Genomic DNA, 21,649 nt, shown 5'->3' with positions numbered 1-21,649 from the left:
CCGCCCCCTTTTTGTTGCCGATTTGCAACGTCCGGTGCGGAAAAGCAGCCGGGCGGACCCAGGAAACCATTCGACACGTTGCAATCGGGTCTAAGCACGTATCGTAAGAATACGCGTAAATTGTAAAAATAAGGGGTCCGTTCCATGAACCAGTCAACGTCGCGTTTGCGTGCCGGTGTCGCGCGCAGTGCCGTTGTCATCGCCGCGCTGATGGCGTCGGCAACCGCCGTCGCGCAGACCGCCGCACCCGGTAATACGGACAATGTGCCGATCCCCGCGGACCCCGCCGCCCAGACGCCCGAACAGGCGAGCAACGGCGAAGAGATCGTCGTCACCGGCACCCGCATCCGCCGCCCCGATTTCGAATCGCCCAGCCCGGTCGTCTCGGTCAGCGCCGCCGCGATCCAGCAGGCGGGCAGCACCAACCTGACCGATATCATCGCCCAGATTCCCGCGCTGCAGGGATCGACGACGTCGGCCGATACGGCGGGCAGCGGCGTCGGCATCGGGCTGTCGGGCCTGAACCTGCTGAACCTGCGCAATCTGGGCGAGGATCGCACGCTGGTGTTGATCGACGGGCGTCGCCAGGTTGCGTCGCTTCCCGGATCGCAGGCGGTCGACGTTAGCACCATCCCCAGCGACCTGGTCGAGCGCGTCGACGTGCTGACCGGCGGCGCATCGGCGGTGTACGGTGCCGATGCGGTGACCGGCGTGGTCAACTTCATCCTGAAGCGCAATTTCGAAGGGATCACCGCCCGCGCCCAGGCCGGCATTTCCGAATATGGCGATGCGGGCAAGCGGCTGCTGGCGGTAACTGCCGGCAAGAACTTCTCCGAAGGGCGCGGCAACGTGGCGCTCGCCTATGAATATGGGTCGGAAAGCCGCCTGGAATCGCGGGACCGTGCGCGGCTGCGCGGGACCGGCTTCGTGTCCTTCCAGCGCAACCCGAACGATCCGGAATTCAAGCCGGGCTATACCGGCGGCGCCAGCAACGGCATCCCCGACAACATCCCGACGACCGACGTTCGCTACAACGACACCGCGCGGCAGGGTGGCATCGACGTCGATTTCGACGGCCAGCCCGATTATTTCGTTAACGCCTCCGGCCAGCTGGTCCCGTTCCAGCTCGGCACCGTGCTGCGTCCCGGCTTCTCGCAGGGCGGCAGCGGCACCAGCGTCGCCGATTACCAGAACGACCTGCTGCCGCGTATCGACCGCCATGTCGTGAACCTGATCACGCATTACGACGTGTCGCCCGCGCTGACGCTGTTCGCCGAAGGCAAGTACGCCCGCAACAAGTCGTTCACCATCGGCCAGCCGTCGTTCGACTATTATCTGTTCGTGCCGGACGACAATCCGTACCTGCCCGCCGGCCTGCCGAACCTCGGCAATGGCGGCGTGCTGGTGACCCGCGACAATTTCGACATCGGGCAGCGCGGTGAGACGATTACCCGCGAAACCTACCGCGCGGTCGTCGGCGCGCGGGGCAAGATCAACGATCATGCCAGCTACGAACTGTCCTATGTCTTCGGGCAGTCGGACATCGCCAACCGTTACGTCAACAATACCTATAACGACCGCTTCTTCGCGGCGCTCGACGCGGTGCGCAATCCGGCCAACGGGCAGATCACCTGCCGCGTGAACCTCGACCCCAACTGGGTCCCTGATCAGCCCAACGCCAGCCGCACCGTCATCAACCCGACGACGTTCCGTCCCGGCGAATGCGTACCGCTGAACCTGTTCGGTGATGGCGCCCCCAGCCAGGCGGCACTGGATTTCGTCCGCGCCACCACTACCGACCGGTCGCGCCTGCGCCAGCATGTCGTGTCGGGATCGGTCGCGGGTGACTTTGGCCAGTTCTTCGAACTGCCCGGTGGCGCGATCAATTTCGTGCTGGGCGGCGAGTATCGCAAGGAAGAGAGCCGGTTCGTGCCCGATCCCATCGCGGCGCAGGGCCTGACCTTCACCAACTCGCTGGGTCGTGAACAGGGCAGCTTCGACGTGAAGGAAGGCTTCGCCGAACTCGATGCGCCGATCCTGAAGGACCTGCCCTTCGCCTATCGCCTGAGCGCCGGTGCCGCGATCCGCGTGTCCGATTATTCGACGATCGGCCGCACGACGACGTGGAAGGTCAATGGCACCTATGCACCGGTGAAGGACATTACCTTCAACGGCACCTATTCGAAGGCGGTGCGCGCGCCGAATATCGGCGAGCTGTTCGCCGGTCAGTCGCAGACCTTCGCCTTCATCACCGACCCGTGCGACAAGGGCGAATTGCAGAACGGCACCGCCACCCGCGCGGCCAATTGCCGTACGTTGCTGAGCGGTCTGGGCGTTGCCGATCCGGCGAACTATGTCGACGCGCGGACCACCAATATCTCGGGCTTCTCGGGCGGCAATCGCGACCTGCGCGAGGAAGAGGCAACGACCTGGACCGCCGGGGCGGTGGTGCAGCCGCGCTTCATTCCGGGCCTGTCGCTGCGTGCCGACTGGTATGACATCAACCTGAAAGGCGCGATCAACACCGTCGCGGCGAACGAGGTCGCCCGGCTGTGCGTCGATCAGGCGACGCTGGACAACGTCTTCTGCCGCTCGATCACCCGGACCAACGTCGCCAGCAACACCGCAGGCGTCGGCAACATCACCAGCTTCGTCGTCGCGCCGCAGAACGTTGCGCGCTTCAGCACTGCCGGCCTCGACGTGAACATCAACTACGCGTTCGATGCGGGCGATGTCGGTCGCTTCAACCTGCGCGTCGTCGGCAACTATCTCGACAAGCTGGAGTTCATCGGCACGCCGGGCGCACCGGTCACCAACCGTCGACAGGAATCGGCCTATCGCGCGCCCAAGTACAGCGCCAACGCCGATCTGACCTGGTCGCTGGAGAACGTCACGGTCAATTACGGCGTCAACTTCCTCGACAAGACGCTGCGCTATGCGAACCTGACGAACGAGAGCAACCCGGACGTCGTCGCGCCGGAGTACAAGTACATCAAGGCGATGTGGCAGCACGACCTGTACCTCAGCGTCGATGCGACCGATCGGTTCCAGTTCTATGGCGGCGTCAACAACCTGTTCGGCCAGAAGCCGGACATCGCCGATGTAACCTATATCCAGCAGACGATCGGCCGCTATTTCTTCGCCGGTGCGCGGGTAAAGATGTAACGACCGTCGCGATCGGCGGCGGCGATCCGCCGCCGGTATGCGATAAAGGGGCGGTGCCGGATGGCACTGCCCCTTTTTTATGCGGGCGCTAACGACTAGGCAGGAGACGTGCCCATTTCCGCCGTTCCATCGTCTGCCCGCGAGGCGCTCGCTTGATTACCCTCACCCTGATGACGGCTGTCCTGACCGGTGTCGTGCTGGCGTTGCTGATCGGCGCAAGCGCGTGGATGCTGCATACCGGACTGTCCGCCAGGCGGCGGGCAGCGGCGGAGGGTGCGCTGTTCGAGTCGCTCAATGCCACGCTGTCGGCGTCGCCCGCGCTGGCGATGGTGGTGCGCGCCGATGGCCGGCTGCTGCTCGACCAGCCGCTGGCTGATCGACTGGGGCGCGGGGATATGCCGGTGTCGCTTGCCGACCTTGGCAATGCCGAGAGTGGGCTGGAGCCGGGCAGCGCCGATCGGCTGGTCGAAGCGATCACCGCCGCGCTCCGCGGGGGCAAGCCGTTCCGCACCGTCGTGCGGGCGACCGGATCGGCGCGGTCGCTTTTCGCCATTGGAGAGCGCGCGCCGGCGGCCCTCAACACGCCGGGCGGCGTGCTGGTCTGGTTCTTCGATGCGACCGAATTCCATAACGAGATCGCGACGCTGGGCGCGGAGGCGGAGGAATATCGCGCCGCGTTCGACGCGCTGTCCAGCCTGATCGAGGCGGCGCCGATGCCGATGTGGTATCGCGACGACAGTCTGCGTTTGGCGATGGTCAACACCGCCTATGTCCGTGCGGTCGATGCCGGCGATGCGGCGGAGGTGATCGCGCGGCAGGTCGAACTGGTCGAGGGCGTCGGCATGGGCGGGCCGCTGGCCAGCGCCGCGATCGCGCGCGACACCGGACAGCCGCAGGCGGCGGCGATGCCCGCGACGATCAATGGTGAGCGACGGATGCTGCGCGTCCACGACATGCCGCTGCGCGATGGCGGCACCGGCGGCTTCGCGATCGACGTGCATGAGATCGAGGAGGCGCGCGGCCGGCTGAAGCGCAGCCGCGAGGCGCAGCGCGCGATGCTCGACCGGCTGTCGGCGGGCGTGGCGCAGTTCGCGCCCGACCGCACGCTGGTCTTCTACAACCAGCCGTTCGGCCGCACCTTTGCGATGAAGCCCGAATGGCTGGCCGACCGGCCCGAGTTCGACCGGGTGCTGGACCGGATGCGCGAGGCAAAACGGCTGCCCGAAGTGCGCGACTTTCCGGGGTGGAAGGCGGAGCGGCGCGACTGGTTCCGCGCGGCCGAAGGCGCGATCGAGGAACAATGGCATCTGCCCGGCGGCACGCATCTGCGCGTCGTGGCGCAGCCGCTGCCCGAAGGCGGGCTGCTGCTGATCTTCGAGGATCGCACCGAACAGGTGCAGCTGGCCAGCGCCCGCGACACGCTGCTGAGGGTGCGGACAGCAACGTTCGACAATCTGTTTGAGGCGCTTGGCGTGTTTGCCGCCGATGGCCGGCTCCAGATCTGGAACGCGAAATTCCGGCAGGTGTGGGGACTGGACGACGCGTTCCTCGATTCGCATCCGCGCGTCGATGCGCTGGCCGAACGCGTTGCCGAGAGTCTGGCCAGTCCGGGCAAGGCTGCGCTGATCCCCGAACTGGTCCGCTTCGCGACACAGCAGCGGATGCAGCGGTCGGGCCGCTTCGCGATGGCCGATGGGCGGCATTATGAATTCGGCGCGGTGCCGCTGCCCGATGGCAATGCGTTGCTGACCATGCTCGACATTTCCGACAGCCGCCGAATGGAACAGGCGCTGCGCGACCGCAACGAGGCGCTGGAGGCGGCGGACCGGGTGAAGACCGCGTTCGTCGCGTCGATGAGCTACGAACTGCGCACGCCGCTGACCTCGATCAAGGGCTTCGCCGAGATGCTGCAGGCGGGCTATGCGGGGAAGCTGACGCAGGACGGCGCGCGCTATACCGACGCGATTCTGGAATCGGTCGAGCGGCTGGGCGGACTGATCGACGACACGCTCGACCTGACTGCCAACGAAACCACCCCGGTCGCGCGGGCGACGGTGCCGTTGAAGATGATCGCCGGCGAAGCGGCCGATGCGGCGCGCGCGGCGGCGACGGCGCGCGGAGTCGAACTGGCGGTGGAGATCGCGCCGTCGGCGGGCGTGATGCTGGGCGATGCGCGGCGGTTGCGACAGGCGGTCGGCCATTTGCTGGACCATGCGATCGGCGGATTGCGACAGGGCGGGCGGGTGCTGCTGCACGTCGATGGCGATACGCAGCGGGCGCGGATCGTGGTGTCGGACGATGGCCCCGGCATGTCGAAGGACGCGGTCGCGCGGGCGTTCGATCGCTTTGCGCAGGCCGGGGCGACACGCGTCGGTGAGCGGGCCTTGAGCCTCGACCTGCCGCTCGCCCGGCAGGCGGTCGAGGCCCATGGCGGGACGATCGAGCTGGTGTCGGAAAAGGGCGTCGGCACGCTCGTCACCATCGACCTGCCGCGCGAGCCGTGATGTTCCTGCCGGACGAAGCGGCGGCGCACGCGCTGGGCGCGAAACTGGCGGCGGTGGTGCGGCCGGGCGATGTCATCGCGCTGTCGGGGCCGCTGGGCGCGGGCAAGACGAGTATCGCGCGAGGCGTGCTGGCGGCGCTGGGGCTGGCGGGGGAGGCGCCGTCGCCCAGTTTTGCCATCGTCCAACCCTATGATCCGCCCGAGGTGCGCCTGAGCGTGCTGCACGTCGATCTGTACCGTATCGAGGACCCCGATGAGGCGCTCGAACTGGGGCTGGAAGAGGCGGACGATGCGCTGCTGCTGGTCGAATGGCCAGAACGGCTGGGTGACGAGCATTGGCAGGATGCGCTGTGGCTGACGCTGGCGTTCGACGATGCGGGCGGGCGGCGCTTGACAGCGCGCGTGCCGGGCGCTTGGGAAGGGCGATGGCCGCTGACCTGAACCCGCGCGATGCGGCTGTCCCTTTCCTTGTCGACGCCGGTTGGGGCGATGCGCAGATCCTGCCGCTGGCGGTCGATGCGTCGTTCCGCCGTTACTACCGCGTGATCGAGGCGGGACGGAGCGCCGTGCTGATGGACGCGCCACCGCCCGAGGATACGCGCAAGTTCGCGCATATGGCGGCATGGCTTGGCGAACGGGGCTTTGCCGCGCCCGCGATCCTCGCCGACGATGCCGCCGCCGGCTTCATGCTGCTGGAGGATTTCGGCGACATGCGGATGCGCGAGACGGTCGACGCCGCGCCCGAGAGCGAGGGCCGGCTGTACGCCGCCGCCGTCGACCAGCTGCTGCGGCTGCAACGTCACGAACCGGCCCCGGTCCCGCCATACGACCGCGCGTTCATCCTGCGCGAGGCGAACCTGCTGATCGAATGGTATTGCGACGCGCTGGGGCTGACCGTCGATACCGAGGGCTATGTCGCGGCGTGGAATGCGGCCTTCGATGCGCTGCCCGACATGCCGGTCGTCACCGTGTTGCGCGACTATCATGCCGAGAACCTGATGCTGCTCGACGATGCACGGCTCGGCTTGCTCGATTTCCAGGACGCGCTGGCCGGGCACCCCGCCTATGACCTCGTGTCGTTGTTGCAGGACGCGCGGCGCGACGTGCCGGCGGTGGTCGAGGCGTCGATGCTCGCCCGTTACCGGGAGTCGACCGGCGTCGGCGACGGGTTCGACGCGGCCTATCACCTGTTCGGGGCGCAGCGGAACGCGAAGATCATCGGCATCTTCACCCGGCTGTGGCGACGCGACGGCAAGCCGCGCTATGGTGCGCTGTGCCCGCGCGTATGGCGCTATCTGGAGCGTGACCTGACCCATCCGGCGCTGGCCGGGGTCGCGCGCTGGTTCGATCTCAACATCCCGCCCGCGCAGCGCGGCGATCCGCAGGAACTCGCATGACCACGCTCCGTTCGATCCGCCCGCACCCCCAGGCGACGGTGCCCGAAACCGCGATGGTGATGGCGGCGGGGCTGGGCAAGCGGATGCGCCCGCTGACCGCGATGCGGCCGAAGCCGTTGGTCGAGGTCGCGGGCAAGCCGTTGATCGATCACGTTTTCGACCGGCTGCGCGGGGCAGGGGTCAAGCGGGCAGTGGTGAACGTCCATTACCTGGCCGATGCGATGGAAGCGCATCTGAAGCACCGGGTGAAGGGCATCGACATCGCCGTATCCGACGAACGCGCGAAGCTGCTGGAAACCGGTGGCGGGCTGGTGCAGGCGCGCGAGCTGATCGGGAACAAGCCGTTCGTCTGCGTCAATTCGGACAATCTGTGGGTCGATGGGCCGGTTGACTCGATCAAGCTGCTCAGCAGCCTGTGGGACGATGCGAAGATTGACGCGCTGTTGCTGCTGGTGCCGCAGGCGCTGGCGCATGGCCATCGCGGGCAGGGCGATTTCCATATCGATGCGATGGGTCGCATCACCGGTCGCCGCAAGCCCGGTCGCCTTGCCCCCTATGTCTTTACCGGGGTGCAGATCCTGTCACCGCGCGTCATTGCCGACTGGCCGGAAGGGGCGTTTTCGACCAACCTGTTCTGGAACCGCGCGATCGAGGCAGGGCGGGCTTACGGCGTCGCGCATCAGGGATTGTGGTTCGACGTCGGCACTCCGGCCTCGGTCGGCATGACCGAGGCAGTCCTTGCCGATGGCTGAGGCAAAGCGCCTCAGCCTCTATACTATCCCGATCCACCGGGCGTTCGCCGATGCGCTGGCGGTCGGGCTGATCCGCCGGTTCAGCGGCGACCGGCTGGCGTTGGCGCAGGGCATGGTGCTGGTGCCGACCAACCGCGCCAAACGGACGGTGCAGGAGGCATTCGTGCGCGCTAGCGGCGGCGGGCTGTTGTTGCCGCGCCTCGTTGCGATCGGCGATCCCGAACTGGACGAAGGGATAGGCAGCTTTGCCGACCCGGCCGATCAGCAACCGATCCCGCCCGCGATCGACCCGCTCGCCCGGCGGATGATCCTCGCCCGGCTGGTGACCGAGGAGCGCCAGCGCGCCGGGCGTCCGGTCGATGCGGCGGAGGCGGTGCGGCTGGCCGGCGACCTAGCCGCGACGCTGGACCAGCTGCTGGTCGAAGAGGTCGATCCGGCACGCCTGCGCACCCTCGACCTCGACGAAACGCTGTCGGCGCATTGGGAGCGGTCGCTGGAGCTGTTCCGCATCGTGCTGGATCGTTGGCCGGGTGAACTGGCGGCGCTGGGGCGGATCGACCTTGCCGAGCGGCGGACGCGATTGCTCGGGCGGCTGTGCGCGCGTTGGGCGGTCGATCCGCCCAAGGGGTTCGTCTGCGCGGCGGGTATCGCGACCAACGCACCGGCGATCGCCCGCATCCAGCGCTGCATCGCCGGCCTGCCGCGCGGGATGGTGGTTTTGCCCGGTCTTGATCTGGCGATGGAGGACGAGGAATGGGCGTCGCTCGGCCCCCATGCGCCCGATCCGGTCACCGGCCGGCGCAAGCGATCGATCGAAACCCACCCGCAATATCACCTGAAGCTGCTGCTCGACCGGATGGGCGTCAATCGTCACGAGTTCGTGCGGTGGCAGGCGGCGAGCGAGCATGACGCGACGCCGACGCGCAGCCGCGCCATCGCCACCGCGCTCAGCCCGGCCGAGCGGACGCATCACTGGATCGACGTGCCTGCCGCCGACCGCCGCCTGTCAGGCGTGCGGATGGTCGAGCTGGCGACCCCTGCGGAAGAGGCGCAGGCCATTGCAGTTGCCCTTCGCAAGGCGCTGGAGACGCCTGGCCGCACCGCCGCGCTAGTGACGCCCGACCGGATGCTCGCGCGGCGGGTGGCGGCGCACATGGCGCGCTGGGGCGTCAGCGTCGACGATTCCGCTGGGCAGCCGCTGTCGCTGCTGGCGCCCGGCACATTGCTGCTGGCGCTGGTCGAGGCGGCGGCGCAGGCGTTTGCGCCGGTCGCGCTGCTGTCGCTGCTGAAATATCCGCTGGTGCAGAGCGGCGAGGCGGAACAGCGGGTGCTGTGGCTCGACGGCGTGCGCCGGCTCGACCGCGCGCTGCGGGGGCCACGCCCTGCGCCGGGGCTGGCCGGGATCGACCGGCATTTGGGCGAAGGCGAACCGCGCGACGCCGCGATCCGCGCGAAGGCGGCGAGCTTCTGGGAAATCGCCTGTCCGCTGCTGACCCCGCTTGCCGACATCTTCGCCGCCGGGCCGCAGCCGCTGGTCCGGCTGCTGACGGTGCTGCGCGAGACGGCGACGATGCTGGCGGGCGATGCGGCATGGAGCCGGCCCGAAGGGCGCGCCGCCGCCGAACTCATCGCCGCGCTGGAGGAACAGGCGGCGATCGGGCCGCCGCTGGTCGATCCGCGTGTGCTGCCGGCGTTGCTCAGGACGCTGCTGGACGAAGTGGCGGTGCGCCCGCCACAGGGCGCGCATCCGCGCCTCGCGATCCTCGGTCTGCTGGAAGCGCGGTTGCAGACTGCGGACCTGATGATCCTGGGCGGGCTGAACGAAGGGGTGTGGCCCGCCTTGCCCTCGCCCGATCCGTGGCTGGCGCCACGTATCCGTGCCGATCTGGGCCTGCCGGGGCTGGAGCGGCGGATCGGCTTGGCAGCGCATGATTTCGCCGGGGCGATGGGCGCACCCGATGTCGTGCTGACCCGTGCCGCGCGCGATGCCACCGCGCCGACCATCGCGTCGCGCCTCTGGCTGCGGTTGCAGGCGCTGGACGACAATCTGGAACGCGCCGGGCATTTGCGCGACTGGGCGCGGGCGATCGACCGGCCCGCCGCCTATGCCGCCGCGTCGCGTCCGGCCCCGCGCCCGCCGGTGGCGCTGCGCCCGCGTCGTATCTCGGTGACGGAGGTCGACCGGATGAAGGCCGACCCCTACGCCTTCTATGCGCGTAGGATGCTGCGCCTGTCGCCGATGGATGCCGTCGATGCCGATGCGACCGCCGCGTGGCGCGGCACGGCGGTGCATGGCGTGCTGGAACGCTGGGCGCGCGAGGACGGGCTGGACCCGGCCAAGCTGCGGCGGCGGTTACAGGCGCTGTCCGACGATCCGCGCACCCATCCGCTGCTGCGCGCGCTGTGGGTGCCGCGCCTGCGCGAAGCGATCGACTGGGTGGCGGCGCTGACCCACGAAAAGCTGGCCGAGGGGCGCGACGTGGCGGCGGTCGAATGCGACGGTGTGCTGGAGATCGCCGGGGTCGAGCTGTCGGGCAAGGCCGACCGGATCGACCGCGCCGCCGACGTCACGCTGGCGATCATTGACTACAAGACCGGCAAGGCGCCCAGCGGCAAGGCGGTGGCCGCCGGCTACAGCCTGCAACTGGGCCTGCTGGGGCTGATGGCCGAACGCGGCTGCTTTTCCGGGGTGCGCGGGATCGCCGGCGCGTTCGAATATTGGTCGCTGATTAAGGACAAGGACAGTTTCGGCAAGATGACCACCCCGGTCAACGCCAACGGCACCGGCGGACGGATCGCCACTGCCGAGTTCGTGGTACTTGCCAAGCGCCATTTCGAGGAGGCGGTCGCCCGCTTCTTGACCGGCGACGAGGCGTTCGTCGCAAAGCTGGTGCCCGAATATGCCCCCTATGCCGAGTACGACCAGCTGATGCGCCGCGACGAATGGTATGGCCGTGAGTGAGGTTAGCAAACTCCAACCGCTGAAGAACGACCAGGCGGCGGCGAGCGATCCGCACCGCCATGTCTGGCTGTCCGCTTCGGCCGGGACCGGCAAGACCCATGTCCTGTCGGCCCGCGTGTTTCGCCTGTTGCTGCGCGGCGTCGATCCGGCGGCGATCCTGTGCCTGACCTTTACCAAGGCGGGCGCGGCGGAAATGGCCGAACGCGTCGCCAGCCGGCTGGCGCGCTGGGTCCGGCTGCCGACTGCCGACCTGAAGGCCGACCTGTTCGCGTTGGGCGAGGATGTGAACGATCCCGCACTGCTCGCGCGCGCGCGTACCCTGTTCGCCCGCGTCCTCGATGCGCCGGGCGGCGGCGTCCGCATCCAGACGATCCATGGCTTTTGCCAAAGCCTGCTCGCCGGTTTCCCGGTCGAGGCGGGGCTGGTCCCCGGCTTTCGCCCGCTGGAGGCGCGGGAAGAGGCAGGCATGGCGCGCGAGGCGCTGGCGGAACTGCTGGTCGAGGAACAGCGGACCGGTTCGACCCGGATCGGCGATGCCATCGCCGCCATGTCGCTGCGCATGGGCGAGGGCGCGGCCGAGCATTTCCTGCGCGAATGCGCCAAGCGCCCGCAGGCGATGGCTGAGCTGCCGAGCGGACTTCAGCCGTTCCTGCGCCGCGCGCTCGACCTGCCGTCCGGGCCGATCGACGAGATGCTGGCAGCGGCGTGCAGCGACGACGAGTTCGACTGCGACGCGCTGGAACGGCTGGCCGCGGCGAACCTGTCGTGGGGAACCGCGACGGGGAAGAAGACCCATGCCGCGATCCTGGCGTGGCTGGCGCGTGCGCCGGCCGAGCGCGCCGCGACTGTCCGCGATGTCCGCAAGCTGTTCTTCACCGCCGAGGATACGCTGCGCAAGGCGTCGGCCAAGCTGATCGCCGCCGAACCCGATTATGACGAACTGGCCGATGCGGTCGGGACCCGTGCGGGCGAGCTGATCGAACTGGCCGGGCGCATGGGCTATGCCGATGCGCTGGCCGACGCGCTGGAGGCTGGGCGCGCCTATGCCGATGCCTATGTCCGCGCCAAGCGGCGGGCGGGGGCGGTCGATTTCGACGACCTGATCCGCGAGACGCTGAACCTGCTGGCACAGCCGGGTATCGGCGACTGGGTGCGCTTTAAGCTGGACCAGAGTACCGAACATGTCCTGATCGACGAGGCGCAGGACACCAATCCGCAGCAATGGGCGATCGTCCGCTCGCTGGTGGAGGAGTTCTTCAGCGGCGACGCGGTGCGCGCGGCAGGAATGCGGACGTTGTTCGTCGTCGGCGATTACAAACAGGCGATCTTCGGGTTTCAGGGGACCGACCCGATCTATTTCCGCGCGGCGCATCTCGATTTCAGCCGCCGCGCTGCGCTGCCTAGCGAATATCATGGCGATGCGCGCGAACTCGACACGCTGTCGCTGACCCACAGCTTCCGCACGACGCGACCGGTGCTGGAATTCGTCGATGCCGCCATCGCCGCCTTGCCCGAACCGGCCATGGGCATCGACGCGCCCGATACCCATGACAGCGAATTGCCCGGCCCCGGCACCGTGACCTTGTGGGCGCCCACCGTGGCGGAGGCGCCCGATGATGCCGAGGAAGGCTGGATCGATGACGTCACGCGGGTGATCGCCGCGAAGATCGCGCGCGAAATTGCTGGCTGGATCGGCACGCTGCCGCTCGAATCGAAGGGCCGGATGCTCCAGCCCGGCGACATCATGGTGCTGGTCAAGCGACGGGGCGATCTCGCCTCGCTGATCGTCGCAAGGCTCTATGCCGAGGGGGTGCCGGTGGCAGGCGTCGACCGGCTGCGGCTCGATGCTCCGCTGGCGGTGAAGGACCTGCTTGCCGCGGTCCGTTTCGCGTTGCAGCCCGACGACGACCTCAGCCTCGCCAGCCTGCTCGTTTCGCCGCTGATCGGTTGGACGCAGGACCAGCTGCTGGCCGGCGCGTTGCGCAAGGGCGGCAGCCTCTGGCGGCATCTGCGTCAGACGGGTAGCGATGCGGTCGAGCCGCTGTCGCGCATCCTGCGCCGCGCCGATTTCGCGACGCCCTATCGCTTCCTCGAGGAACTGTTGTCCGGCGAACTGGACGGGCGACGCAAGCTGATTGCGCGGCTGGGCGAAGAGGCGCGCGACCCGATCGACGAGTTGCTCAACGCCGCGCTGTCGTTCGAAAGCGTCGCCACATCCTCGCTGCAACGCTTCGTCGAATGGTTCGACCGGGGCGAGGTGGAGATCAAGCGCGACGCGGGCGGTGCTGGCGGAGCGGTGCGGGTTATGACCGCGCACGGATCGAAGGGGTTGCAGGCGCCGCTGGTGCTGCTGGCCGATGCCGCAATCGATCCGACCAACAGCCGCCGCGATATCGTGCAATGGGCGCCCGAGGGGCATGACGGCGCGGCCTTTCCGCTGTTCCGCCCGCGCGGCGGTGAGCGGGGGACGCCGGTCGACGATGCGTTTTCCGCGATCGACCAGCGCGAGCTGGAGGAACATTGGCGGCTATTCTATGTCGCTGCGACCCGTGCCGAGGAGCGGCTGGTCATCGCCGGCGCCCCGTCCGCCAAATACAAGGGCGTGCCGCCGCCGTTCAGCTGGTACAGCGCCGCCGCGGCGGCGTTCGATGCGCTGGGCGTGGCGGAAGGGGAGGACGAACGGGTCTTCACCGGCTTGACCCCGCAACCGCCGATCGCGGCGAAGGCGCGGGCCGGTACCGCGCCGGTCGTCGCAGCGCCTGTACCGGTCTGGCTGCGCGCACCGGCCCCGGCCGAGGCGCGTCCGCCGCGTCCGCTCGCTCCGTCCGCCGTGGGCGAGGACGAGGTATCCGACCCGCCGCCGACCGCGATGATGCGCGCCGCGGCGGAGCGGGGGCGGCTGCTCCACCAGCTGTTCGAACGCCTCCCCGAATTGCCGCGCGCCGACCGGGCCGATGCCGCCGAACGCTGGCTGGCCGGCGCGGCGGGGGTAGAGGATGCCGGCCTGCGCCGCCGGGTGACGCGCGATGTGATGGCGGTCCTCGACGACCCGGACTTTGCCGACCTGTTCGGTCCCGACGCCTTGGCCGAGGCACCGATTGCGGCGGTGGTCGGGACACAGGTCGTGGCGGGCACGGTCGACCGGCTGTGCATCGGCGATCGCACCGTCCGCGTCGTCGATTTCAAGACCGGGCGCCGGGTGCCCGACGATGTGGCCGACATCCCGGTGTATCACCTGCGCCAGATGGCCGCCTATGCCGCGGCGCTTCGCGTGATCTTTCCCGATCATCGTGTGGAGGCGGCGTTGCTCTATACCGCCGGACCCCGGATGTTCGTGCTGCCCGATGCGCTGCTCGACGCGCACAAGCCGGGCTTGGGGGGCGGGGAACAAAGCTTGTCCCGCGAAGCTTGAGGTGCTGCGCCGCAGATCATAGATACTGCCGATCCAAGGAGATTATCATGCCGACCAAGACCGTTACCGACGCCAGCTTTTCCGCCGACGTCCTGCAATCCGACAAGCCGGTGCTGGTCGATTTCTGGGCGGACTGGTGTGGCCCGTGCAAGATGATCGCCCCCGCGCTGGAGGAAATCGCCGACGAACTGGGCGACAAGGTGACGATCGCCAAGGTCGACATCATGGCCAACCCCGACACCGCCGGTTCGATGGGCGTGCAGTCGATCCCGCTCCTGAAGCTGTTCAAGAACGGCCAGCCGGTCGCCGACCTGCTGGGTGCGCGGCCCAAGAGCCAGCTGAAGGCGTGGCTTGAGGGCGAACTGGGCTGACGTTGGAGCGCTCCGCCGGTACGGGGCGCTTGTCTGTGCCGGCGACCGGGTCGGCATGAGTATCGGGTCAATCCGCGAAGATTGTCCGGACCGGCGACGCAAGGCCGTATGCTCGGCAGGCTGCCTTTTTGCAGAATTCAACTTGGCCGTATCCCCGCGGAGGCGGGGATCCAGGGCCAAATGCGCAAGCCGTGGTTTGCCTGGCTCTGGACCCCCGCCTGCGCGGGGGTACGGTAAAGCGTGTCAGGTATGTGCGAAACGGCGTCTCGGCCAGCGCCAGAGTTTGATCCGTCACATGGAAACGTCACCCCGGCGGAGGCTGGGGTCTTCGTTGGTTCCTATAGCGCGCTACGCCGGGAGATCGCAGCTTTTGCCGGAGTGACGCCTGTTCACGGCAGAGTGGTCAGGCTCCCGCAAAGACGGCTGGCCCTCTCCTGTCCTTGTCACCGCCAATAGCGATAAGCTGTGTTACGGTGCGAACGGAGCGTTATAAACGGCGTGCTTTATCGATCCGTCGCGATCAGCTCCGATAATCCGCGTTGATCGAGATATACCCATGCGTCAGGTCGCAGGTCCACACCGTCGCGCGACCCTCGCCAAGATGCAGGTCGACGCCGATCTCGACCTCCTGGCCCTTCAGATGCGCTGCAACCGGCGCTTCGTCATAGCCGGTTACTGCCAGCCCACCTTCTGCCACTTGCGTCGTGCCGAAGCGGATCGACAGCCTGTCGCGCTCGGCCGGCTCGCCCGCCTTGCCGACCGCCATCACCACCCGGCCCCAATTCGCGTCCTCGCCGGCGATCGCGGTCTTCACCAGCGGAGAATTGGCAATGCTCATCGCGATGCGGTGCGCGCTGCCGTCGCTCTCCGCGCCTTCGACGGTGACCGCGATGAACTTCGTCGCGCCCTCGCCGTCGCGCACCACCAGATGCGCGAGCTGACGGCACAGGTCGTGGAGCGCCGCCGCGAACGCATCCGCGCCGTCGTCATCGAACGAGGCGATCGGGTCATTCCCCGCCGCTCCGGTGGCAAAGGCCAGCACCGTGTCGCTGGTCGAGGTATCGCCATCGACCGTGATGCAGGAGAAGGTCCGCCGGTTAGCCGCCTCCAGCGCGCTCTGCAGGAACGCCGGATCGACCGCCGCATCGGTGAAGATGAAGCCCAGCATCGTCGCCATGTCGGGCGCGATCATGCCCGACCCCTTGATGACGCCCGACAGCTTGACGGTCCGGTCGCCGACCTTCGCGGTCGTGAACGCGCCCTTGGTGAAGGTGTCGGTCGTGCCGATCGTCTCGGCCACCGCTTCCCAGCCACAGGGTTCGGCGACGAACGCGGCGTCCAGCCCCGCCTCGGCCTTGTCGATCGGCAGCGGCACGCCGATCACGCCGGTCGAGGCGACGAAGACGTCGGACGGCTGGCACGCCATCGCCTGCGCGGTGCGCGCGGCGATCGCCTCGACGGCGGCGCGCCCCCGGTCGCCGGTAAAGGCGTTGGAGTTGCCGGCATTGACCACCAATGCCCGTGCGCGACCCAGCACCAGCGCGCGGCGGCACCATTCGACTTCGGGCGACGGGCATTTGCTGTTGGTCAGCACGCCGGCGACCGCCGTCCCATCGGAAAGGGTCACGAAGGTCAGGTCGCAGCGATCCCAATTCTTGTACCGCGCCCGCGCGACCCGCAGCGTCACGCCGCCGATCGGCGGGAGTGCGGGAAACGGCGTGGCGAGCGGGGATACGGCAGTCGACATGGGCGCTGTGTCCGGTCTAGCCTGCACCGGATACGGGGCAGGGGATGGGTATGGGACGGTTCCTACGCATGGGCGCGGCGGTTGCAACGCTTTGTTGTGGGGGCGGGGCGTGGGGGCAGACCGCACCGGTGCCGATCGACCCGGCCAGTTGGGTGACGAACGACGATTATCCGGTGGCGGCGCTGCAAAAGGGTTTGTTCGGTACGGTCGAAGTTGCGTTCGCGGTCGACGATACGGGACGTGCGACCGCCTGCACCACGGTCAAATCCAGCGGTAGCGCTATATTGGACAGCGCGACATGTGCTGCGATGATGCCGCGGGCACGGTTCGAGCCGGCACGCGATGCGAACGGGAAGGCGGTTGCCGGCACGTCGCCGCGACGGGTTCGCTGGCAAAATCCCGCCGATGCGCCACAACTACTGATACCCTATGCCAGCGTTAGCCGGATCACGGTCGGTGCCAACGGACAGGTTTCGAATTGCGAAACCCGGTTTGCGGGTGAGAAGGGCGTCCAGTTCGACGTCTGCGCACGCTATGGCGATGCATATCCGGCGGGCGACATCGTGAGGGGATATGGGCCGGGGGTGCTTACCTTCGCTCTTTCGCAGACGATCGAGGGAGCCTCGCCGCTCCCGAATGTGCCGACATCGGACATGCCACCGAACTGGACCAGTGAGGAACGGCTGGCGATCGACGCCGCGGGTATTGTCACGCAATGCCGCCTTGTCAGCTCCTCGCAAGGAACGACGGATTGCCCCGTGGGCGGTCGATACCTGCCGCCGCCAGACGGAAAGCCGGTCCATATCGTCAAGACGACCTCTACCGCCTTCCAACCCGCCCAATAGCGCGGACCGGGTGGACGTCGGGCCACCCATTCCCTATGTCTCGCGCCAATGCGACCGGGCATCCTGTCGTGAAACCATACCGTCTGGACGTATCGCTTGCGTTTGCTGCTGTTCCTCTCCGCGCTGCTGACGGGCCTGACCGGCCTGCTCCCCGGCGTGGGAGTCGCGAATGCGCGGCAGGTGGCGCAGGCGCAGGTCGTCGCCGCACAGATCGCCGTCGCGACGGTCGAGGCCGGATCGGTCGCGACCGCGCGGCCGGCGCAGCCCTATGCGCGCGATCCGCGGCCGCTGTTCCTGACGCCCGCGCCCCTGATCGCGGTCCGCGCGCGCACGCTGCGCACCCACGAATAGCGCGCACCCGCGCTCTTCCGACCTCTTATTCCAGCGCAGCCGGCGAACGCATCGCGGCGCGCTTCCCGTAGTTTCAAGGAAATTCGCCCATGTTCGGTGGCCTCGCCAAATCGTTGTTCGGGTCGTCCAACGACCGTTACGTCAAGTCGCTCGGGTCGATCGTCGACAAGATCAACGGATTCGAACCCGCGCTGACCGCCATGTCCGACGAGGAACTGGCCGCGCAGACGCCCAAGTTCCGCGAACAGCTGGCCAATGGCGCCAAGCTCGATTCGCTGCTCCCCGAAGCCTTTGCCACTGTCCGCGAAGCCGCGCGCCGCGTGCTCGGAATGCGCCATTTCGACGTGCAGATGGTCGGCGGCATCGTGCTGCACCGGGGCGAGATCGCCGAGATGCGCACGGGTGAGGGCAAGACGCTCGTCGCAACGCTCGCCTGCTATCTGAACGCGCTGCCGGGAGACGGCGTCCATGTCGTCACCGTCAACGACTATCTGGCGCGGCGCGACGCGGCGCAGATGGGGCAGGTCTATGGCTTCCTCGGCCTGACGACCGGCGTCATCGTGCCCAACCTTGCCGATCATCAGCGCCGCGAGGCCTATGGCGCCGACATCACCTACGGCACCAACAACGAATTCGGCTTCGATTATCTGCGCGACAACATGAAGTTCGATCGCGCGTCGATGACGCAGCGGCCGTTCAACTTCGCCATCGTCGACGAGGTCGACTCGATCCTGATCGACGAAGCGCGCACTCCACTCATCATCTCGGGTCCGACCGACGACAAGTCGGACCTGTACCGCTCGGTCGACGAGATCGTGAAGCGCCTGAGCGCCGACGATTACGAGAAGGACGAGAAGCAGAAGTCGATCGTGCTGACCGAGGACGGCACGGAGAAGGTCGAACGGATGCTGGAGGATGCCGGGCTGCTGGTCGGCGCGAACCTCTACGATTTCGAAAACACGCAGGTCGTGCACCATGTGAACCAGGCGCTGCGCGCGAACGTCATGTTCAAGCGCGACACGGACTACATCGTGAAGGACGGCAAGGTCGTCATCATCGACGAATTCACCGGCCGCATGATGGACGGCCGCCGCTGGTCGGACGGCCTGCACCAGGCGACCGAGGCGAAGGAAGGCGTGAATATCGAGCCGGAGAACCAGACGCTCGCCTCGATCACCTTCCAGAATTATTTCCGCATGTACCCGAAGCTGTCGGGCATGACCGGCACCGCCGCGACCGAAGCGCCCGAATTCTTCGACATCTACAAGATGAACGTGGTGTCGATCCCGACCAACGTGCCGGTGCGCCGCGTCGATGAAGAGGACGAATTCTACAAGACGCTGGATGACAAGTTCCGCGCCATCGCCAAGAAGATCCGCGAACATGCGGCGCAGGGGCAGCCGGTGCTGGTCGGCACCGTCTCGATCGAAAAGTCGGAACTGCTGTCCGAATTCCTCGCGCAGGAAGGCGTCGATCACAAGGTCCTGAACGCCCGCTACCATGAATCCGAAGCGCATATCGTGGCGCAGGCCGGGCGGCTGGGCGCGGTGACCATCGCCACCAACATGGCAGGGCGCGGCACCGACATTCAGCTGGGCGGCAATCTCGAATTCCGGATGCTCGACGAACATCCCGACCTGGTGGAGGGGACGAGCGAATATGACGCCGCCGCCGCGCGCATCCGGGCGGAGATCGTCGAGGAAAAGCAGAAGGTGCTGGATGCCGGCGGCCTGTTCGTGCTGGGCACCGAACGGCACGAAAGCCGCCGCATCGACAACCAGCTGCGCGGCCGGTCGGGGCGTCAGGGTGATCCGGGCCTGTCGCGCTTCTACCTCTGCCTCGACGACGACCTGCTGCGCATCTTCGGGCCGGACACGCTGTTCGCCAAGATGATGCGCAACAATATCGAGGACGGCGAGGCGATCGGCAGCAAGTGGCTGTCCCGCGCGATCGAAACCGCGCAGAAGAAGGTCGAAGCGCGCAACTATGACGTGCGCAAGCAGGTCGTCGAATATGACGATGTGATGAACGACCAGCGCAAGGTCATCTATGAACAGCGCGCCGACATCATGGATGCCGAGGCGGTCGGCGATGTCGTGATCGACATGCGCCACGCGGTCGTCAACACCGTCGTCGGCAGCGCGGTCCCGCCCGACAGCTATCCTGAACAGTGGAATGTCGAAGGTCTGCGGGAGCAGACGCAGGAACTGCTGGGCGTCGATGCGCCGGTCGCCGAATGGGTCGCGAACGAGGACGGTCTGGACGCGGAAACGCTGGAAGAGCGCATCCGCACCGAGGCCGACGCGCTGGTCGATGCCAAGTCGGCCGAACTGGATGCCGACAGCTGGACCCAGATCGAGAAGTCGATCCTGCTCCAGACGCTCGACCATCACTGGAAGGAGCATCTGGCGATGCTCGACGCGCTGCGCGCCGTCATCCACCTGCGTGCGTACGCCCAGAAGACGCCGATCAACGAATATAAGCAGGAGGCGTTCGCGCTGTTCGAACGTATGCTGGGCAGCATCCGCGAGGATGTGACCCGGACGATGGCGCACGCGAACTTCAATTTCCAGGCGCCGCCGGAATTGCCGGAACTGCCCGATTTCCTGACCATGCATATCGACCCGCTGACCGGCGAGGACGATAGCTGGGGCGGGGAGGGTGCGCCGGGCCTGATCACGACCCGCGTGCCGATGTTGCAGATGGCCGCCCCGCAGCCGGACGAGGAACTGGGTGACGATCCGGCAAGCTGGGAAGGCCGTGTCAGCCGCAATGCACCGTGCCCGTGCGGGTCGGGGCGCAAGTACAAGCACTGCCACGGGGCGCTGGTGGCGTAAGGCTGCCTCGACTTCGAGAGACGTATCCCCGCGCAGGCGGGGATCTAGGGTTACGAGCGATGGCGGTTGTGGCTCTGGATCCCCGCCTGCGCGGGAATACGTGCATCAGCGGAAGAGGCGTCGCGCCGCAACTACCGTCATCCCAGCGCAGGCTGGGATCTCAAGCCGCAGGGACGGACTGTCGACGATAGCCCGTGCCCGTGGAGGGGGCCCCAGCCTGCGCCGGGGCGACGTGATACGGCGAACCGCGACACTCCCTGCGTAGAACCGGCACAATGAAAAGGCCGCCGCTCCCCATCGGGAACTGCGGCCTTTCCGCATTCAGACCTCGGCGTGCCTTATCGGCGCGGTTCCGGCTCCATCACGCTTGGCCCCAGGCTCTGCAGCACGGCGCGGGCGTCGAAGGCGCGGACGTTGTTGTTGGGCTTTGGACCACGGCCCAGCACGATCTCCGCCATCGCCTCGTACTTGTCGACGGTGCGGATATCGACCGAGCGGTCGAAGAACGGATCGCCCCAGAACGGGTCCCAGGTACGCCAGCCGAAGGCCGGGCTGCGATAGCGCCATGCCGGACCCCAGCCCCCCCAGCCGAATCCGCCGCCCCACGCACCGAAGCCGCCGCCGACGCCCGGCGTCGAATAGGTGCGGCTGCGCAGGTTGGTGTCGCGATCGGCCATGATGAAATAGTCGTACCCGCGCTCCAGCGTCAGTTGGGCGGCGCGATACAGCAGATAGCGTTCGACCGTTTCGCGCGACGTCAGGCTGTTACCCGAAAAGCTGACCTGATACCGGTTCGGTTCGATCTGCTGGTCGCTATAACCGTTGCGATAGAAGCCCGAGCCGGAAGCCGGCTGATACGGCGTCGGCGTGGCGCAGGCGGCCAGCGCCAGCGCGCCGACAAGGGTGGTGCCGATCGCCCGCAGGCGGGCACGCGGGGTAGGGTGCAGCAACATCAGTTTCTCCAATGCCGCCATGGCTACCGACCCATGGCGATGTTCCATTGCGACAAGAACGATCCGCCGGGGGTTCGGGTCCGTGGACGTGGGCCGATGGAACGTGCCGTACGCGAGATTAGCCGTTGCTGAACACTGGATTACCAGGATGCACCAGCGCCATAGTCCAAAACGACCAAAGGCGGAGCATAAGCCCCGCCTTGTCCGCCCGGTCGTGCCGGGGTGTCGCTGGCTCCCTGAGTAGGATTCGAACCTACGGCCGCTCGATTAACAGTCGAGAGCTCTACCGCTGAGCTATCAGGGAACAACTGCGAGGCCGCGTCTTTAACAGCGGATTCGGGCCTTGCAACACCT

General features: G+C 67.5%; 13 protein-coding genes and 1 tRNA gene. 11 read left to right on the top strand and 3 right to left on the bottom strand.

The genetic code is table 11. The annotated features are described in order from the left end of the window. The first annotated feature begins 144 nt into the window (after positions 1–144). From QZ755_RS10150 to trxA, 8 genes are all read left to right on the top strand, one after another. Entirely contained in the window at positions 145–3,165 is a 3,021-nt protein-coding gene (locus QZ755_RS10150; protein ID WP_294322457.1) for a TonB-dependent receptor, read from the top strand. Positions 3,166–3,335: 170 nt separating this feature from the next. Beyond that, a complete protein-coding gene (locus QZ755_RS10145) occupies positions 3,336–5,669 on the top strand; it encodes a PAS domain-containing sensor histidine kinase (RefSeq protein ID WP_294322456.1) in 2,334 nt (777 codons plus the stop codon). Continuing rightward, complete coding sequence (gene tsaE, locus QZ755_RS10140; RefSeq protein WP_294322683.1) at positions 5,669–6,109, top strand: tRNA (adenosine(37)-N6)-threonylcarbamoyltransferase complex ATPase subunit type 1 TsaE; 441 nt, start codon at positions 5,669–5,671, stop codon at positions 6,107–6,109. The genes QZ755_RS10145 and tsaE overlap by 1 nt, the downstream gene beginning before the upstream one ends. Then, complete coding sequence (locus QZ755_RS10135) at positions 6,094–7,065, top strand: phosphotransferase (RefSeq protein ID WP_294322454.1); 972 nt, start codon at positions 6,094–6,096, stop codon at positions 7,063–7,065. Before tsaE ends, QZ755_RS10135 begins: the two co-directional genes overlap by 16 nt. Beyond that, positions 7,062–7,817 carry a nucleotidyltransferase family protein gene (locus tag QZ755_RS10130; protein ID WP_294322452.1) on the top strand — a complete coding sequence of 252 codons (756 nt, stop codon included), beginning with the start codon at positions 7,062–7,064 and terminating at the stop codon, positions 7,815–7,817. The genes QZ755_RS10135 and QZ755_RS10130 overlap by 4 nt, the downstream gene beginning before the upstream one ends. After that, positions 7,810–10,779 (top strand): double-strand break repair protein AddB, encoded by a 2,970-nt coding sequence (gene addB / locus QZ755_RS10125; RefSeq protein WP_294322451.1) that lies wholly within the window; start codon positions 7,810–7,812, stop codon positions 10,777–10,779. The genes QZ755_RS10130 and addB overlap by 8 nt, the downstream gene beginning before the upstream one ends. Next, positions 10,766–14,191 (top strand): double-strand break repair helicase AddA, encoded by a 3,426-nt coding sequence (addA, locus tag QZ755_RS10120; protein ID WP_294322449.1) that lies wholly within the window; start codon positions 10,766–10,768, stop codon positions 14,189–14,191. The genes addB and addA overlap by 14 nt, the downstream gene beginning before the upstream one ends. A gap of 47 nt (positions 14,192–14,238) precedes the next feature. After that, positions 14,239–14,562 carry a thioredoxin gene (gene trxA, locus QZ755_RS10115; RefSeq protein ID WP_055760313.1) on the top strand — a complete coding sequence of 108 codons (324 nt, stop codon included), beginning with the start codon at positions 14,239–14,241 and terminating at the stop codon, positions 14,560–14,562. A 520-nt stretch (positions 14,563–15,082) separates the two neighbouring features. On the opposite strand, the gene argJ is transcribed toward trxA, so the two are convergent. Next, positions 15,083–16,309 carry a bifunctional glutamate N-acetyltransferase/amino-acid acetyltransferase ArgJ gene (gene argJ / locus QZ755_RS10110; protein ID WP_294322447.1) on the bottom strand — a complete coding sequence of 409 codons (1,227 nt, stop codon included), beginning with the start codon at positions 16,307–16,309 and terminating at the stop codon, positions 15,083–15,085. A gap of 152 nt (positions 16,310–16,461) precedes the next feature. Between argJ and QZ755_RS10105 the strand changes: the two genes are divergently transcribed. The 3 genes from QZ755_RS10105 to secA all read left to right on the top strand — a co-directional run bounded on the left by QZ755_RS10105 (position 16,462) and on the right by secA (position 20,342). Continuing rightward, positions 16,462–17,154, top strand: coding sequence for an energy transducer TonB (locus tag QZ755_RS10105; RefSeq protein ID WP_294322445.1), 693 nt, complete (start codon positions 16,462–16,464; stop codon positions 17,152–17,154). Between the two features lie 96 nt (positions 17,155–17,250). Beyond that, a complete protein-coding gene (locus tag QZ755_RS10100; protein ID WP_294322442.1) occupies positions 17,251–17,505 on the top strand; it encodes a hypothetical protein in 255 nt (84 codons plus the stop codon). Between the two features lie 89 nt (positions 17,506–17,594). Further along, positions 17,595–20,342, top strand: a complete 2,748-nt coding sequence (secA, locus tag QZ755_RS10095; protein ID WP_294322439.1) for a preprotein translocase subunit SecA — start codon at positions 17,595–17,597, stop codon at positions 20,340–20,342. A 338-nt stretch (positions 20,343–20,680) separates the two neighbouring features. Here the strand turns inward: secA and QZ755_RS10090 are convergent, their stop codons facing one another. Beyond that, positions 20,681–21,343 carry a hypothetical protein gene (locus QZ755_RS10090; protein WP_294322437.1) on the bottom strand — a complete coding sequence of 221 codons (663 nt, stop codon included), beginning with the start codon at positions 21,341–21,343 and terminating at the stop codon, positions 20,681–20,683. 181 nt (positions 21,344–21,524) lie between these two features. Continuing rightward, a tRNA-Asn gene (locus QZ755_RS10085) sits at positions 21,525–21,599 on the bottom strand. Between the last annotated feature and the right edge of the window lie 50 nt (positions 21,600–21,649).

Origin of the sequence: uncultured Sphingomonas sp., assembly GCF_913776855.1 — a bacterium.
Taxonomy (GTDB): Bacteria; Pseudomonadota; Alphaproteobacteria; order Sphingomonadales; family Sphingomonadaceae; genus Sphingomonas.
This window is presented reverse-complemented; position numbering and strand designations above follow the sequence as displayed.